Here is a 16,718-nt window from a genome sequence, read left to right on the forward strand (position 1 = left end):
TCTACTTCCTGAACAATTTGAAGTTTTAGCGACAGGCTATAGTCTCGCTGTGACCGCCTTGAATAATTAGTCTTTTCTTCCATAACGACTCTTTTTTGTGTATCGCTATTTCAGGACGTGACAACTGAATCAATTAAAAGGCCTATGAGAGAGTCATAGGCCTTTTAATTTTTTTAATCTAAGCCGCCTTTGCGTGTCGGAGATCTTTTGGCTGGCCATGTGCCTGGCTCTCCTTTTGTATTAAGTGGTAAAATGCTTTTTTCCGTTGAAGTTCTGGCAGGGTCTTCACTGGCTTCATAGGCTAAAATTGCTGCCAGAATAGCATTATTTCGTACATCATCAAAAACAATCTTATCATAAGTATCACGGTTAGTATGCCATGTATAAGTGCCATACGACCAATTAAGCGAACTAAGTGAGAATCCTGGAGCACCGGCTGCTACAAAAGAAGCAAAGTCAGAACCTCCTCCTCCAGGTGCGCCAGGGAAACGAGTCTCTAATCCTTTTTTATATTCAGCAGGTACTTTTGACAGCCAACGGCCAATATAATCATAAGCATGTAAATATCCCTGCCCGGTAATATTTACTACTCTGCCTGTGCCATTGTCCTGATTAAATAACGCTTGCAGGTTTGAAACAATTTCAGGGTGGTCTTCTACAAATGCTCTCGAACCATTTAGTCCTTGTTCTTCACTACCCCAATGGCCTACTAAAATTGTTCTCTTCGGGTTTGGATAAAATTTCTTCAAAAGACGCATTGCTTCCATCATCACTATAGTACCAGTGCCATTGTCAGTTGCACCCGTACCACCATCCCAGGAGTCAAAGTGTGCAGATAGCATTACGAATTCATTTGGTTTTTCAGTACCTTTTATTTCAGCAATGGTATTAAATGTTGGTACAACGCCTAATTCTTTAGAGTCAGCACGAACACTAATTTTAGGTTTAATGCCAGATTCAGTGAGTCTATATAAAAGGCCATAATCCTCTAAGGAAATATCAATAGTAGGGATAGTTTTTGTATAGGCTCCAAAAATTTTATTAGCTCCAAATCCTCTTGACCAGTAGCACATTACTATGCCAACTGCTCCTGCTTTTTCTAAAGCTAACGGAAGCGTGCGGTTACTGAATCCTGTTTTATTAATGCGTTTTGTCCATGCATCAGTTTGTGAAGTACGGTCAGATTTCATTTTTTCAAATGAGTCTTTGGTTGCAAATTCTTCCCAGTTGTAATCAGGACGACCAGTAGGCTGGTTCATCGAAATCATGACAAATTTGCCTTTTACGTTCGGTAACCATTTCTGAAAAGCCAGAGAATCGGCCAGATCAGGAATAATAACTGTTTCAGCAACAACAGCTTGCCCTTTCGTTCCAGGGCTCCATGCCAATTGCATACCTTCTAAAGATTTAACCCGTGGAGAAACCATGTCAATATGGGATACGCCTCTTTCCCATCCACGCCATTCTCCCCACTTTTCGTTTCTGGCCGGGATTCCCATTTCTTTGTATTTAGTAACAGCCCAATCGTGTGCCTGCTGCATTTGTGGAGAGCCTACCAGGCGTGGGCCGATACCGTCCATTAATTCATGAGCAATTTTTTCGAGCTGAGAATTCTCATTGGCCTCCTTAATGATGTTGGCTATTACAGGATCTTTGGGTGTTTCTTTTGTTTGAGCAAAACCAAAGCTACCTGATAGCATCAGTGCAATAATGAGAGAACGGGTTGTTTTTTTCATGTAAGCGTTTGTTTGTGATGTTAATTGAGAATCCTAAATTAGGTAATTCTGGTTAATTTTAATTAAAAGTATCAAAAGATGCCTTTTTTTAGAGAAAAAAGAGACGATTCATGTAAAAATAATGATAAACGGCTGAATCAATTATCTCATTGGTTTGTAGGTTTCAAAACTCTTGTGGAACTTTGTAATTATGTAATGATGCCTCTGGTATCGTCTGTTCTCTTCATTTTTAAGCCTGTATTAAATGAATTTACAAGAAAACGTCCGGGAAGGACTTCGGTCTATACAAGGAAATATGCTTCGTACGGTTTTGACAGCATTGATTATTGCAATTGGTATTACTTCTTTGGTGGGTATCCTTACTGCCATTGATGGTATGCAAAGCTCCGTAGATAATAGTTTTGCTGGTTTGGGGGCCAATTCATTTGATATTAAAGGTCCAAGACCCTGGAGACGAAGAAGCGGGGGGGTAAACGATAAAGATTTTCCTCCTATCGATTATCGACAGGCGAAGTTGTATAAAACTCTGTTTCAGGGTAAAACTCCTGCTACTATCAGTATTTATACTAATGTTGCTGGAGCTGCTCAATTAAAATACAAGTCTGTCAAGACAAACCCAAATACACTGATACGTGGAATAGACGAAGATTTTTTAACTATTAAAGGTTATAAACTTCTTGCAGGTAGGGATATTAATAAAAATGACATCGACTTTACTAATAATGTTGTGATTTTGGGAAGCGAGCTGTCGACGTTATTATTTCCTAAAGAGAATCCGATTGATAAGGACATTACTTTACTTGGCTTAAGGTTCAAGGTAATCGGTGTTTTAGAGAAAAAAGGAAGCATTAATGGTGGTGGTGATGATAGGGTTGCATTGGTGCCTTTAGAGACCGGCCGACAAATAGCAGGAAACAGAACACTTACGTTTGATATTACCACCTCAGTACCAAATGTATCAGATATGGACTATATCTTAGGGGAGGCTGAGGCGGTAATGAGGAGGGTAAGAAAAGACCCTATAGGTAGGCCGATGTCATTTGAAATAGAGCGTTCTGACGCCTTAGCGAAAGATTTTGAAGAAGTAACAGGTTACTTAAGAGTAGGAGGTTTTGGAATCGGAATTATTACTCTTTTAGGTGCTTCTATCGCATTGATGAATATCATGATGGTTTCGGTTACAGAGCGTACACGCGAAATTGGTATCAGAAAGGCAATAGGGGCTACACCTTTCAAAATAAGACTTCAGTTTCTGATGGAAGCCATTGTTATCTGCATTTTGGGAGGTTTAGGAGGTATTATTTTGGGTATATCTGTCGGCAATGTGATTGCTAAAGTTATTAGTGATAAAAGTAGTTTTATTGTGCCCTGGGGCTGGATGATTATGGGAATCATTGTTTGTGTAGTTGTCGGAATTATCTCAGGGATTTATCCTGCCTACAAAGCCTCAAAACTGGATCCTATTGAATCTCTTCGTTACGAATAATATAGGTATTTAATGAATTATGAAGGGGGTAGAAGCCAATTCTATCCCCTTTATTATTTCAAGGATTTGCATAAGGAAAAGATAGTTTTATATATTTACCTTTGATATTCATTCAGAGGAGTTTATTCAAAAAATTTATATTGCCTTATTGCTACTATGGAACGGATTCAGATTATAACTATTATTGTTAATTTCTTTTTTCTTCTTTCTATTGCCTATTTAATTGTAAAAGGGAAACTACGGGAAGAATACGCAATTGTGTGGTTAGTATGTACGTTATTTTTAGGGATTTTTTCTATCTGGCGAAATGGACTTGAAGTTTTTTCGAGATTATTTGGCGTTTATGAAGCACCAAATCTGGTTTTTACAGGTTTTATTTTTATTATATTAGTTTATTTATTACATCTGTCAATAGTCAATTCAAAACTACAGAAGAATATGACCAAGCTGGCACAAGAAATTGCTTTACTGAAACAGGAAAATGAAGAGAATGCAAAAAAAGAATCATCTACAGAGCCCATGTCTGATTAAAAAGCTCTCAGGTAGAAAATAAATTATAAATCAAAAGCCCTGATAACAATTTATCAGGGCTTTAAAGTATTCTTATTACTAATGTTATTTCTGCGGTTGTGCAGGGGTTGTGTTAGCCGGGGTCTGAGCCGGAGCTTGTGTTGGTGCCGGAGTAGTGGCAGGACGGGTTTGTGTTTTCTCAACGTTCAGGCCATTGTCTTGTGTACCAGCTGTTCCGGTTTTGTCGATAAAAATCCCTGAAACTAATGCTCCAACAACAATGAAAGCAAAGAAACCCCAAGTAAGCTGCTCTAATAAATCTCCTGTGCGCTGCACGCCAAACATCTGTGAACCAGCACCACTAAATTCGCTTGATATGCCGCCACCTTTTGGATTTTGAATTAATACGATTAAAACTAATAAAATGGCAACAATAACCATCAAAACTAAAATTGTAGTGTACATTTTTTCAATTAAAATTAACTTTGAATAATATTTATTTTGAAACAAAAACCTCTTCTGTTAAAGGTTCTTCTTTTCTAATTCCACGATTTTTGCTGCAAAGTAACTACTTTTTTCGGGATTTTTTGCAATAAGTTTATGATAAACTTCTATGGCTTGATCAAAACGCCCCTGGCGGGATAAAATCTTGGCATAACTCTCTGTTAGCAGAGGCCCTTTCATGGTAGTGCTACGTTCACTCAGGTCTTCGACTTCTTCGGTAGTGATGTTTGTGCGTATAGGTTGAATACGGGGTTCTTTTTTTATAAATTGCTCAATAAGAGCCAATTGTTCTTCCTGAATATTACGTAGAGCAGGTTTGGCTATAGATTCTATCAATTCTTCTTCCAACTTTTCACGGTTTAGTTCTTCCTCAATGGAATCGGGCGAAAATTTAACTTCAACAGGTGTATCAATTAATCGGGCAGTAATATTGGCATTCCAGTCAATATCGTTTTCTATCACTTTACGAAGGGCATTTCTGCTGAGAGCATAAATAGCTGCTTTTCTGATAGCATCGTGGGCAATTTCGGGGGCTTTTGTATAAATTCCTTTAGCAATCATGGTATAACCCAGTTGAAAATATGGGTATTTTTTGGTCATATTCTCCATGAGCATAATATCGTTAAGACTTAACGACTGCGGATTGTTCAGGAAGTCGATAAAGTTATTCTTGTCAAGCATTTGTAAGCACGTTTATAAGAAACAATCAGGGGTATAGCTTATTGTCAGGATTCTTAATCAAATTTACGAATAAAACAATAAATTTGGATGATTTGTTTTAATAATTATATATAGAAAAGAAAAATCTCGCAGATATTTCGCTACGAGATTTTTTATATGAAAAATCAGAACTCAATCTTATAACAAGTAATGACTTAGATACTTAACGTACTTAAAACATTATTCATGTTTCTTACTGCGTCAGCCGATTTTGCAAAGGCGGCCTGCTCTTCTTTGTTCAGACGATAGTTAACGATTTTTTCCCAACCATTTCTTCCTAAAACTACCGGTACACCTAAGCAAATATCTTTTTGGCCATACTCGCCATTCAAAGATACTGAAGCAGGTACAATACGTTTTTCGTCACGGATAATTGCTTCAACCATTGAGCATGAAGCAATACCCGGTGCATACCAAGCTGATGTACCCAAAAGACCAGTTAAAGTAGCACCGCCAACCATTGTGTCGGCAGCCACTTTAGCTAAAGCTTCTTTTGAAATGAATCTGCTTGCAGGGATACCGTTCCAGGTGGCTAAGCGGGTAAGGGGTATCATGGTTGTATCACCGTGACCACCAATTACGTTTGCATGCAGGTCTCCTTGTGAAACACCCATTGCTTGTGACAGGTAATAACGGAAACGAGAAGAATCTAATGCTCCTCCCATACCAATTACACGTTTTTTGTTAACACCCATAGATTGCGCTACCTGCAACGCAAGGTAGGTCATGGTATCCATTGGGTTAGATACAATTAATAAAATAGCTTTTGGTGAATGAGTAAGAATCTGCGTAACTACGCCTTTTACAATACCTGCATTGATACCTATCAGTTCTTCACGTGTCATACCCGGCTTACGCGGAAGACCAGAGGTGATAACAACTACATCAGACTTGGCCGTTTTGGCGTAGTCATTAGTTGAACCTATAATTTTGGTATCGAAACCTTCTAATGAAGCAGTCTGCATCAAATCCATTGCTTTTCCTTCGGCCACTCCTTGTTTGATATCAAGCAATACTACTTCATCAACTATCTGTTTACGAGCGATGTTATCGGCGGTGGTTGCTCCTACAGCACCTGCACCAACTACGGTTACTTTCATTTGATAATAATACCCCTAATCCGTACCTAACGGAACTTATTTGGTTAGAAACTTATCATGCTTTGGGGTAGAATTTATTGACATGAAGTTTCATAAATATGTTAAATAGTATTATGTAATAATTGAGCCACAAACTTAATCATAATAATTTTGTTATATAACTTATATCATCAATGAATTTAAGCGGACAATAAATAATTGCCTTAGAATTCGTTTCAAATTTATTGGACAAAACCAATATAATACAAGGTTTAAGGTTGTTTTTTTTGTATTTTTCCTTAAAGTCTAACTTTTTTTTAGATTTTTTACGTTTATATTAAATATAACAGCTTTATAATCTCAAAATGGCATCAGAAACCGGAAATCTGCTTTCACGAGTATTAGAATCTGCATTTTATAGAACTGCTTTAGGGAAAGCTCCAAGATTGGCAAAAAATGCAGGTAGTTTGCTTAAACTTTTAAAAAATGCGCTTGTCAAAGTACAAGGATTAGGAGTGGGAGCAACTTTTGATGTACTTCGGGATAAAGTTGTTTTATTAGGAGGGTTATTGAAAGCTTATGCCACTGGCGAGTATAGAAATATTGAATTCCAGAATCTGTTAAAAGTTATTGCGGGTTTCGTTTACTTTATCTCCCCAATAGACTTGTTACCAGATTTTTTGCCTTTTGTCGGTCTTACCGACGATGTAGCTTTACTGATGTTTATTATTAAAAGTATCAGTGATGAGATTGAAAAATTTGAACAATGGAAAAAAACTGCTCTACTGCCAAACTAAAGGTTTAAGAGGAATTTAATTTTTTAATTGTTTGAATTTCGTTTATATTTGTATTAAATTATTGTAGAAAACATTTAAACTTATTACGTCATGTTTGGTCTTGGAACAACAGAGATGGTTTTGATTTTGGTAGTAGTCCTTTTCTTTTTCGGAGCTAAAAAACTTCCTGAGTTAGCTCGTGGATTAGGTAAAGGTATCCGTGAATTCAAAGACGCTTCTCGTGAAGTAAAAGAAAATATCGAAAAGGCAGCTTCAGAAGATACAAAATAATATTTTCTCATTCAGCCCTAACCATAGAACAATAGCATTCGTGTTTTTGCATGATTTGCTATTGTTTTTTTGTTTGCCTTCTACTTCCCTTACAATTGCCCTGAGCTTCTCCCCTTATTTCTATTTCGTTTTTTCGCATCTAAGATTAGTTTAACTTTTGGACACAATTCAGGAGGTAGCCTAATCATCATGTTTCTTTATTTATGTTTTTTTTCTTGAAAAAATTACATTTTACTGTTGGTGAATAGAATATCTTAATAAACCTTGTTTAAGATATTTTTGATTTTTTTTAGGCCACATAATTGTTTTTGAAACCAGTTTTTGATGATTTGTAAAAATAATTATTGTATTATTCTAATATTAAAAGATAAATAATTTAGATTAGTATCAGAATATTATTTGGTAATAGTATAATTTTCCAAAATTTATTTTAAAATACTTGACAAATACTTAATAATTATTTTACATTTGTACATCAAACAACAAAATCATGAGAAATAATATAGACAAAGAAACTTACATATGGGCAGTTAAAGTATTTGGTCTTCTTGGAGTCCTACTTTTATTAGTAAATATTTACCTTTACTTCTCAACGAATCCTGCCCATATAATGGCGTTTAAGTTTTCAAGTGCTGTCATGTTTTTGTTGTTAGCCGTAGTAGTATGGCTGAGAATGGAATATCTCAAAGTATTTAAGGTAGCTGTTTACAAAGCCCGCAGAGTTCCTATGTGGGCATCGATTGTTGTTTTTGTAGCAGTTGCGTTTGCAAGACTCTTCTAACAAACTATAAATTAAATAAGAAAATTAAGCAGGATTTTGTCTTGCTTTTTTTTGTTTATTAAGTAAGCGTTTTAATTGGTTAATAAATACTTCGTATTAATACTATCAATCTTTTCCATTTTTGTTAAGACCTGATTTAGTATAGCTTTTCTTACTTCAATTGTCAAGGTGCAACGGTTATCATAAGTCTGGTTACTGATTTTCAAGCCAAACTCTTTCACCACTCGCATCACATCATTCATTGCCTCAAAATCAAAACTAATTTCATATAAATCGTTTAAGGTTTTTTGTATAAGTTCTGCACCAGTTAATGCCTCGATTGTAGCAGATTTATAGGCATTAATTAAACCCGGTACTCCTAGTAGCGTTCCGCCAAAATAACGAACCACTACTACCAGAATATTCGTAACATCTTTTGACAATAGCACATTTAAAATTGGCCTGCCAGCCGAGCCAGATGGTTCTCCATCATCATTTACCCTGAATTGGCTTCTATCAATACCTAACCGATAAGCATAGCAATGATGATTGGCTTTAGGATGTAATCCACGAAGTGTATCTAAATACTTTTTAACCTCCTGTTCATTAGTAATTGGGTATGTGAAAGCTAAAAACTTACTTCCTCTATCTTTAAATAGCGCTTCTGTCGCTTGTTTGATGGTGGTGTATGTATCGTCGAAAAGCATAGTGGTCTGGAATAAATGCCAAAATTGCTAAAAATGCCTGAGTATTGGCAATAAAACTGCCTTTTTGTCTTTCTGATTTATTCAAAAAGTATGATTTCCTGTCAATTTTTCCGAAAAAAAACTGTCTGCACATTTTTTGTTGATGTATCTGCAAATACAAAATTGTTGAATCATGAACTTTAACCAATATACCATAAAAGCTCAGGAGATTATCCAGCAGGCTGTTCAGATTGCCCAGGGGAATATGCAGCAGGCTGTTGAAACCGGGCATTTGTTAAAAGCATTATTAGAGGAAGATGCCAATACATCATCTTTTTTATTGAATAAGCTAAATATCAATGGAAACTTATTTACCAATCGCTTAGAGAGCATTGTTAACGGCTATCCGAAAGTTAGCGGCGCACAACCATACTTGGGAAATGATTTATCGGCAGCCCTGGCAAAATCTCAGAGCTATCTGAAAGAATTTAATGACCAGTTTGTGAGTGTCGAACTACTTTATCTGGGTTTGGTGGCTGGAAAAGATGCCATTGCAAACTTAATGAAAGAAGTAGGCTTTAAAGAAAAAGAACTAAAATCCACTATACAAGAACTTAGAGGTAAAAACAATCCAGTGAAAGACCAGAACGCAGAAAACACTTATCAAGCCCTTGCACGTTACAGCAAAAATCTGAATGATTTAGCCCGCCAAGGCAAAATTGACCCGGTAATCGGCCGTGACGAGGAGATTCGTCGTGTGTTGCAGATATTGTCACGCCGTACTAAAAACAACCCGATTCTATTAGGCGAGCCAGGTGTAGGTAAAACAGCGATTGTAGAAGGATTGGCACAAAGAATAGTATCAGGCGACGTACCCGAAAACCTGAAATCAAAAACCATTGTATCATTAGATATGGGTTTATTGATTGCAGGAGCAAAATATAAAGGTGAATTTGAAGAACGTCTGAAAGCAGTTATCAAAGAAGTAACAGATTCAGAAGGAGAGATGGTACTGTTTATTGACGAAATTCATACTCTGATTGGCGCAGGTGCAGGTGGCGAGAGTGCAATGGATGCAGCCAACTTATTGAAACCTGCCTTATCACGCGGAGAATTGCATACCATTGGCGCAACCACTCTGGCTGAATACCAGAAATATATTGAGAAAGACAAAGCCTTAGAACGTCGTTTCCAATCAGTAATGGTAGACGAACCAAATGTACCTGATGCTATTTCAATCTTACGCGGTATCAAAGAAAAATATGAATTGCACCATGGTGTACGTATTCAGGACGATGCTGTGATTGCAGCCGTTGAGCTATCAGACAGATACATTTCCGACCGTTTCTTGCCTGATAAAGCCATCGACTTAATGGATGAGGCCGCTTCGAAATTACGTCTGGAAATGGACTCAATGCCGGAAGAACTCGATGAATTGAACCGTAAGATTATGCAGTTGGAGATTGAGCGTGAGGCCATTCGTCGGGAGAATAATAAAGATAAGGAAAGCATTCTGAATAAGGAAATTGCCGATTTGAGCGAAAGACGTAACGAATTGAAGGCCAAATGGGAAAACGAAAAAGGTTCAATTAATGAATTACGCAGTTTGAAAGAACAAATCGAGCAATTGAAATTAGAAGCTGACCAGGCTGAACGTGCAGGTGATTACGGAAAAGTAGCGGAGATACGTTACGGAAGATTGTTAGAAGCGAATAATAAACTGAATGAAATTCAAAAACAAGCAGATACTACGCATTCAACTCTATTGAATGAAGAAGTATCTGCCGAAAATATCGCTGAAGTAGTAGCCAAGTGGACTGGCATTCCGGTGGCTAAAATGCTACAAAGCGAACGTGAAAAATTATTATACCTTGAAAAAGAATTACACAATCGTGTAGCGGGGCAGGATGAAGCTATTCAGGTGGTCGCCGATGCAGTGCGTCGTTCACGTGCGGGCTTACAAGACCCTAAACGCCCGATTGGTAGTTTCTTATTCTTAGGGCCTACAGGTGTAGGTAAAACAGAATTAGCAAAAGCGCTTGCCGAATATCTATTTAATGATGATAATGCACTGGTCAGAATAGATATGAGTGAATACCAGGAGCGCCATGCTGTAAGCCGTTTGGTGGGAGCCCCTCCGGGATATGTAGGCTATGATGAAGGGGGACAATTGACAGAGGCTATTCGTCGCAAACCGTATAGTGTTGTTTTGCTCGACGAGATAGAAAAGGCTCACCCAGACGTTTGGAATATTTTGCTACAGGTGCTTGACGAAGGGCGTCTGACAGACAATAAAGGTCGTGTGGCAAACTTCAAGAATACCATTATTATCATGACCTCAAACATGGGTAGTAATATTATTCAGGAGAAATTTGCCGAAAACGAGGGTTGGAACTATCATTTAATTTTAGAGGAAACCAAAAACGCGGTTTTAGACCAACTAAAAGCCTTTGTAAGACCTGAATTCCTGAATCGTATTGATGAAATTGTCTTGTTTGAGCCTTTAACTAAGGAAAACCTACATAAAATTATCAGTATTCAATTCAAACAAATTCAGGCGCGTGTGGCAGAACAGGGGATCACTTTAGAAGCGACCGATGAGGTATTGGCTAAATTAGGTGATGAAGGATATGACCCAAGTTTCGGTGCACGACCTTTGAAAAGGGTATTGCAACGCAAAATCCTGAACGAACTCTCAAAAGACATCCTGGCGGGAAAAGTGCATAAAGATTCGGTGATTATGATGGAACTGGATAACGATGGCGAGATAATCTTTGAGAATGTGGGGAATGGTGCGTTGGAAATAGAATAGTTGGGTGCCGTATAATAATAACAAAGGCAGGTTCTTGCAAGAACCTGCCTTTGTTGTTATATTCGGTTCTTATTATCTTGATTATTTTTGAGTATCCCAAAACATCTTTTGAACACCTAAATTATTACCTGCTATGATAAGTTCTCCTATGTTAGATGTTATCATTTCGATGATATTCATCTATTTCCTTTTCTCTACACTAACCAGTTCTATAGAAGAGCTCTGGGCAAGTTATTATAAAAACAGGGGTGAAATGCTTAAAAAAGCAATTCAAAAAGTTTTGAATGACCCTCTGAATAAGCATTTTGGTGACTTAATATATATGCACCCTGCTATTGATATTCTGGGCGAAGCCAATAAAAGAAAACCTGCCTATATTGAAGGTCGTAATTTTGCTACCACACTGATTGAATTAATTTCGAGCGAAGCTCATCAGGTTAATTATATGCAAGATGAAGAAACCGGAAAAATGACTTTTGAAATTGAGCAATCAGGCAAGAGCCTTATAGAGAGATTTAAAGCCGGAGTAGATAAACTAAGATATAGTGATTTGACAGTACTTCTCTATACTTTCCTTCAGAATTATGAAAAAAAAATCGATTCAGACGTGAAATTTACTCAGGAAATGGACGAAAAACTTATTTCAAATATTGAGACCTGGTATAATAATTACATGGATCGGGTTACTGGTTGGTATAAAAAAGATGTTAAGAAGAGTATATTTTTAAAGTCTATTATCGTTGCACTAATTTTTAATGTTAATTTCTTTATCATTTTAAAGACGGTTTATACTAATACAAGTTTAAAGGGAGCAGCAATTGGTAGTGCTTCAGTATTAACAAAAGATAGTGTAAAGAATCTTCCTCCTGATTCTGTAAAAAATGAATTAAATAAACTATATGAAATAGGTTTGCCAGTGGGTTGGGATATGTCGGGATTAAAAGATACCACCTCGTCATTGAGTCTGAATTTTATTCCTACAATACATCACCAAATCAGAAATTCAGGAGGCTATACTTATTCAATTATTGGTTGGTTAATTTCGGCCGTAATTATCAGTTTTGGTGCGCCTTTCTGGTTTGATGTATTGAAGAAGCTGGTAAATGTAAGGAATGGAGGATTGAAGCCCTGATTAGAACTTCCAAATTGGGTTAAGAAATTTAAAACAGAATATCATGGAAAAAAACATTATTAATTGTCATACACACGCCTTCAATTTTACCTGTGTACCCGACGCTTTTTTAAGTAATTATGTACAACGAATTATTGCTCAGATTGCTGCAGGTCTGCTACGGGTAAGGTGGTTGTCAAGGCCTGTTTTGTTTTTGGTGAAAGCTTTGGCAAATAACAAAACAAAGAAAATGATTGATTTCTTATTAATAGGAACTTCAAAAAGTGTTGAAGATGTTTTTACTGAATTAAGAAAGGGTTATCAGGGTATCTACCCTAATGCCAGAATGGTAATTTTGACGATGAATTTCGATTACATGACTCAAAAGGGGAGTAGCGGTCTGTTTGAAACGCAATTGGCTATGATCAAGGATTTAAAGCGAAAGTATCCTGATGTCTGCCTTCCTTTTTTAGGAATAGACCCTCGAATGGAAGAGCATGGAGTAGAACTGATTTCGTATCTTCATTCTTACTTCAATAAAACAAATTATAGTGGTTTTGTTGGATTAAAACTGTATCCATCTTTGGGCTTTTATCCATTTAATCCTCAATTAGAAAAAGTGTATAGTTTTGCGGAGGAACATAGTATTCCTATGATGACACATTGTACTCCTGACGGGGCGTATTATGCAGACTCAAAAGTGCCTGAAAGTTTACAAATACCTGTAAGTTTCAATTACTTAACTCAATACTCTGATTTGCCGGATGGCGTATTTGAGGCTATTCAGGAACTGAGGCAAACTATAATGCATAACCTTGATAAAAAACCTGCGGATTTTTGTGATTTTTTCCTCCACCCGCTTAACTATTGGGATGTATTAGATAAATTTCCAAAGTTAAAAATATGTCTTGCACATTGTGGCGGAGAAGAAACGATTGTAGGAGGCAATAAAGGTACAACTGCCGAGAGATGGTATCAGAATGTAAAAGAAATTGTTACCCGCAAAGCTTTTGCAAATACCTATGCAGATGTTTCATTCGTGCTTTATCGTGATGATGTGATTGAAGCAATACGTAAAGATATGGATGCGAATCCTTTGCTTTCTCAAAAACTGCTTTTTGGTACGGATTTTTTTATGACTACCAGATATGTGAAAGAATTTGATTTGGTGGAAAATTTCAGAAAAAAAATCGGCGAAACATACTGGCATCAATTAGCTATTGTAAACCCAAGAAAATACCTGACTTCTGATTTCTTTAACGCACAATTGATTTAAATTCTTGATGATAAGTGGAGTAGGAAAATTGAATTTTCACTACACCTATTTTAAACACTAATAGTTATAATATTAACCTATAGATTTTTAATGAAATCCCCTTAGGCAAAATATAATTATCTGGTACTAAATCATTACTTATCAATTCAAAACCATTTCGCTCATAAAAGCGATGAGCCGCATGAGTAACCAATGGGGTGTCTAACAAAATTTCTCTAAATTCCTGATGTTTGGCTTCTTGTAATAAAATGTCAAATAATTGCTGAGCTAAACCAATGGGTTTGCCTCTATATTCTTTTTTAATAAACATCTTACGCAAAACAGATTGTTCATTATTAAGCCTTTCCAAACCAATAGTACCAACAACCTCGTCTTTTTTGTTAAGAGCTACCCACAGCCAGTTGCCTTTATCATTATAAAAAGCTTTCAGATTATGTAAATCAGGCTGTCTTTGAGCGGTTAACCCTAAATTAAACTCTCCATTCTGGATAGACAATACCATATCCTCTACTTGTCGCTGGTATTTTTCGTCAAAAATTTTGATTTCAATAGCATTTTCTCTCATTTCTTTGAAAGTCTCATAATATTGCTTTTTGAAATCATTATTATCCAGAAAATGCTCAAATTCCTCTAAGGCCAGAAGAATATTCTGTTGAGAAGCACGAATAATTTTTGCATTATTCTCTCTGAAACTAACCCACATTTCTTCCAATTGAGGTAGGTTTGCCCACGCTTTTTCAGACAGCTTTAAATGCCTTTTTCTGGCATCCTGTCCCGATTTTTCCGAAACTATCCAGCCAGCTTTTTCCATTTCTTTGGCTAGCTGAATCACACCTGGATGAGAAATATTGAGAATTTCCGCAATTTCCATTATTCCTTTTTCACCCTCCTTACTTAATAAATAAAACAGAGGAAACCACTTCGACTCAAAGTCAACACCCGAGTTTCGGTATATTTCCGAAACCGATTTCATCATGCGGTCGCTTAGTCGTTTTAAACGACTACCGAGTGCCAAAGCACCCAAATCTGATATTAAATCCATAATAGGTAATTAATTACGTAATTAGTTACGCAAATATTTGGAGAATAAATTTATAATGCAAATTTTTGTGAAAAATTAAAGAATGATGGAAATTATAAATGCTACAATTACCGATTTAAACACCTTAATGAGCTTATATGATAGCGCCATAGCGCATCAAAAAGAAGTAAGTGATTTAGTCTGGAAAGGCTTTAATAAAGCAATGGTACTAAAAGAAATTGAAGAAAACCGCCAATGGAAAATTATAATTGATGGGGAGATAGCCTGTGTATTCATGACAGCCTTTAATGACCCTCATATCTGGGATGAGCGAGATAAAGATTCAGCTATTTATGTACATCGCATCTCAACTAACCCTGATTTCAGGGGTAGGGGATTTGTGAAATTGATTACGGACTGGTCTATTAATTTTGCCAAAATCAATCAGATAAATTTCGTCAGATTAGATACCTGGCAGGATAATGCCAAACTACACCAGATATATCTTAATGCCGGATATACTTATGTTGGTATAAAACAGATAGTTCCTACAGAAGGCTTGCCTGTCCATTATTGGGGTGTTACCTTGGGTCTATTTGAAATCAAAGTTAATTGATAACTTTTAACTTATCGAAATGTCATATTTATCTAATAAGCCTGCAACGCCCTGTAAAGAGAATCTGGCTTTCTTAATCTTATTTCTTTCAGGATCGATTGAATAATTATAGGCAGTTCTGAAATCAGTTTTTTCCAGATTGGTATTATTAAAATTGCTTCTTGTTAAATCAGAATTGTCGAAAACAGCACTATTTAAATCGGCATCAGAAAAATCTACTTCATGTATAGTACAATCCTTAAATTGGGTCTTTTTAAGATTCAGGTTCTGAAAAGTTGAAAGATTAAGCAGGCAGTTTTCAAAATGCACTTCAAAAAGAAAAGGATTACATTCATCAAAATGAACACCCAGAACCTTACAAGATTTGAAATTCACATCTTTAAATGATGTATTTTTTGTGCGTGCCATACTTAAATTACAATCCTTAAAGGTACAATCTGAAAAAATATAACCCGACAAATGAACCTCAGCGAAATTGCAGTTGCTGAAAGTACAGTTTTCATATTCACCTTTGGCAAGGAGAGTAACAGCAAAATCAACTTTATCAAAAGAGAGTTCTTCAAAATAGGCTTTATTCATAAACTGATTATTTTCTTCGCATTAAGTTATCTAAAACAATAGCTGTGGCAATGCCCACATTTAATGACTCAGCATGCCCGAATCTTGGAATCGTTACTTTATCAGTTACAAATTTTTCAACCGCTTCGCCAATCCCATTCGACTCATTCCCTAAAATGATGTATCCGGCATTCGGGAAACTAAATTTATGTAGATTTGTGTGATTCAGAAAAGTACCTATTATAGCGGGCATATGCGTTGAAATCTGCTCAAAATAGGCTTGCAGGTTAGTATAAAAAGCCTGGATTCTTGTAAATGAACCCATCGAGGCAGCAATTACTTTAGGGTTATAGAGATCAACGGTTGTATCAGAACAAACGACTTTTTTAATACCATACCAATCGGCAATACGCAAAATCGTGCCCAGATTACCAGGGTCTCTAATATCATCTAAAACCAAAACAAATTCGTTTTCGGTGGTTTTTAAATATATATTGGGTTTCATTTTTACTATTGCTACCGCTGAATCATTACTTTTCAGCGTACTTATTTTCTCAAGTTCAGTTTGAGAAATTTGCTCAACTGATATTTTTTTTATTTTTTTTTCGTTTTCTTCAAAGAATTTAGATGTACATAGTACTAACTCAATCCCGAAATCAGAATCTATTAATTCAATGACACTTTTAGCACCTTCTACTAAAAAAGAATGGTGTTCTTGACGATATTTTTTTATTTGTAAGGATTGAACGTATTTTTGTTGCTGTTTAGAAAACATA

17 protein-coding genes are annotated in these 16,718 nt (G+C 36.3%); 9 read left to right on the forward strand and 8 right to left on the reverse strand.

The window, feature by feature from the left end:
* Positions 1-173: 173 nt before the first annotated feature.
* Positions 174-1,736 (reverse strand): M20/M25/M40 family metallo-hydrolase, encoded by a 1,563-nt coding sequence (locus tag H1R81_RS22750; RefSeq protein ID WP_181843057.1) that lies wholly within the window; start codon positions 1,734-1,736, stop codon positions 174-176.
* 244 nt (positions 1,737-1,980) lie between these two features.
* Here H1R81_RS22750 and H1R81_RS22755 point away from each other — a divergent pair, with 244 nt between their 5' ends.
* Both H1R81_RS22755 and H1R81_RS22760 read left to right on the forward strand, forming a co-directional pair.
* Complete coding sequence (locus H1R81_RS22755) at positions 1,981-3,222, forward strand: ABC transporter permease (protein WP_181843058.1); 1,242 nt, start codon at positions 1,981-1,983, stop codon at positions 3,220-3,222.
* A 156-nt stretch (positions 3,223-3,378) separates the two neighbouring features.
* Positions 3,379-3,753 (forward strand): DUF2304 domain-containing protein, encoded by a 375-nt coding sequence (locus H1R81_RS22760; RefSeq protein ID WP_181843059.1) that lies wholly within the window; start codon positions 3,379-3,381, stop codon positions 3,751-3,753.
* An 84-nt stretch (positions 3,754-3,837) separates the two neighbouring features.
* Here H1R81_RS22760 and secG read toward each other — a convergent pair whose 3' ends face one another.
* The 3 genes from secG to H1R81_RS22775 form a co-directional block, all read right to left on the reverse strand.
* Positions 3,838-4,197, reverse strand: coding sequence for a preprotein translocase subunit SecG (gene secG, locus H1R81_RS22765; RefSeq protein WP_181843060.1), 360 nt, complete (start codon positions 4,195-4,197; stop codon positions 3,838-3,840).
* Positions 4,198-4,254: 57 nt separating this feature from the next.
* A complete protein-coding gene (locus tag H1R81_RS22770) occupies positions 4,255-4,917 on the reverse strand; it encodes a hypothetical protein (protein WP_181843061.1) in 663 nt (220 codons plus the stop codon).
* Between the two features lie 194 nt (positions 4,918-5,111).
* Positions 5,112-6,056: a malate dehydrogenase gene (locus H1R81_RS22775; protein ID WP_130020099.1), complete on the reverse strand. Its 945-nt coding sequence runs from the start codon at positions 6,054-6,056 to the stop codon at positions 5,112-5,114.
* 344 nt (positions 6,057-6,400) lie between these two features.
* On the opposite strand from H1R81_RS22775, the gene H1R81_RS22780 reads away from it, so the two are divergent.
* The 3 genes from H1R81_RS22780 (at position 6,401) to H1R81_RS22790 (ending at position 7,883) form a co-directional block, all read left to right on the forward strand.
* Positions 6,401-6,832 carry a YkvA family protein gene (locus H1R81_RS22780; protein ID WP_181843062.1) on the forward strand — a complete coding sequence of 144 codons (432 nt, stop codon included), beginning with the start codon at positions 6,401-6,403 and terminating at the stop codon, positions 6,830-6,832.
* A gap of 90 nt (positions 6,833-6,922) precedes the next feature.
* Positions 6,923-7,102, forward strand: coding sequence for a twin-arginine translocase TatA/TatE family subunit (locus tag H1R81_RS22785; protein ID WP_181843063.1), 180 nt, complete (start codon positions 6,923-6,925; stop codon positions 7,100-7,102).
* Between the two features lie 490 nt (positions 7,103-7,592).
* On the forward strand, positions 7,593-7,883 hold the full coding sequence (locus tag H1R81_RS22790) for a hypothetical protein (protein ID WP_181843064.1): 291 nt from the start codon (positions 7,593-7,595) through the stop codon (positions 7,881-7,883).
* 71 nt (positions 7,884-7,954) lie between these two features.
* Here H1R81_RS22790 and H1R81_RS22795 read toward each other — a convergent pair whose 3' ends face one another.
* On the reverse strand, positions 7,955-8,569 hold the full coding sequence (locus tag H1R81_RS22795) for a YigZ family protein (RefSeq protein WP_181843065.1): 615 nt from the start codon (positions 8,567-8,569) through the stop codon (positions 7,955-7,957).
* Positions 8,570-8,741: 172 nt separating this feature from the next.
* On the opposite strand from H1R81_RS22795, the gene clpB reads away from it, so the two are divergent.
* The 3 genes from clpB (at position 8,742) to H1R81_RS22810 (ending at position 13,747) form a co-directional block, all read left to right on the forward strand.
* A complete protein-coding gene (clpB, locus tag H1R81_RS22800; protein ID WP_181843066.1) occupies positions 8,742-11,360 on the forward strand; it encodes an ATP-dependent chaperone ClpB in 2,619 nt (872 codons plus the stop codon).
* Positions 11,361-11,493: 133 nt separating this feature from the next.
* The gene (locus tag H1R81_RS22805) at positions 11,494-12,492 is read left to right on the forward strand and encodes a hypothetical protein (RefSeq protein ID WP_181843067.1); all 999 of its coding nucleotides are present in this window, start codon (positions 11,494-11,496) and stop codon (positions 12,490-12,492) included.
* A gap of 43 nt (positions 12,493-12,535) precedes the next feature.
* Positions 12,536-13,747, forward strand: coding sequence for an amidohydrolase family protein (locus tag H1R81_RS22810; protein ID WP_181843068.1), 1,212 nt, complete (start codon positions 12,536-12,538; stop codon positions 13,745-13,747).
* A gap of 64 nt (positions 13,748-13,811) precedes the next feature.
* Here H1R81_RS22810 and H1R81_RS22815 read toward each other — a convergent pair whose 3' ends face one another.
* Entirely contained in the window at positions 13,812-14,789 is a 978-nt protein-coding gene (locus H1R81_RS22815; RefSeq protein ID WP_181843069.1) for a bifunctional helix-turn-helix transcriptional regulator/GNAT family N-acetyltransferase, read from the reverse strand.
* Positions 14,790-14,871: 82 nt separating this feature from the next.
* Between H1R81_RS22815 and H1R81_RS22820 the strand changes: the two genes are divergently transcribed.
* Positions 14,872-15,384: a GNAT family N-acetyltransferase gene (locus H1R81_RS22820; RefSeq protein ID WP_181843070.1), complete on the forward strand. Its 513-nt coding sequence runs from the start codon at positions 14,872-14,874 to the stop codon at positions 15,382-15,384.
* A gap of 6 nt (positions 15,385-15,390) precedes the next feature.
* On the opposite strand, the gene H1R81_RS22825 is transcribed toward H1R81_RS22820, so the two are convergent.
* Both H1R81_RS22825 and H1R81_RS22830 read right to left on the reverse strand, forming a co-directional pair.
* Positions 15,391-15,963, reverse strand: coding sequence for a pentapeptide repeat-containing protein (locus tag H1R81_RS22825; protein ID WP_181843071.1), 573 nt, complete (start codon positions 15,961-15,963; stop codon positions 15,391-15,393).
* A 7-nt stretch (positions 15,964-15,970) separates the two neighbouring features.
* On the reverse strand, positions 15,971-16,717 hold the full coding sequence (locus H1R81_RS22830) for an RNA methyltransferase (protein WP_181843072.1): 747 nt from the start codon (positions 16,715-16,717) through the stop codon (positions 15,971-15,973).
* Position 16,718 lies beyond the last annotated feature (1 nt).

This window comes from Emticicia sp. BO119 (assembly GCF_013912375.1).
Taxonomy (GTDB): Bacteria; Bacteroidota; Bacteroidia; order Cytophagales; family Spirosomataceae; genus Emticicia.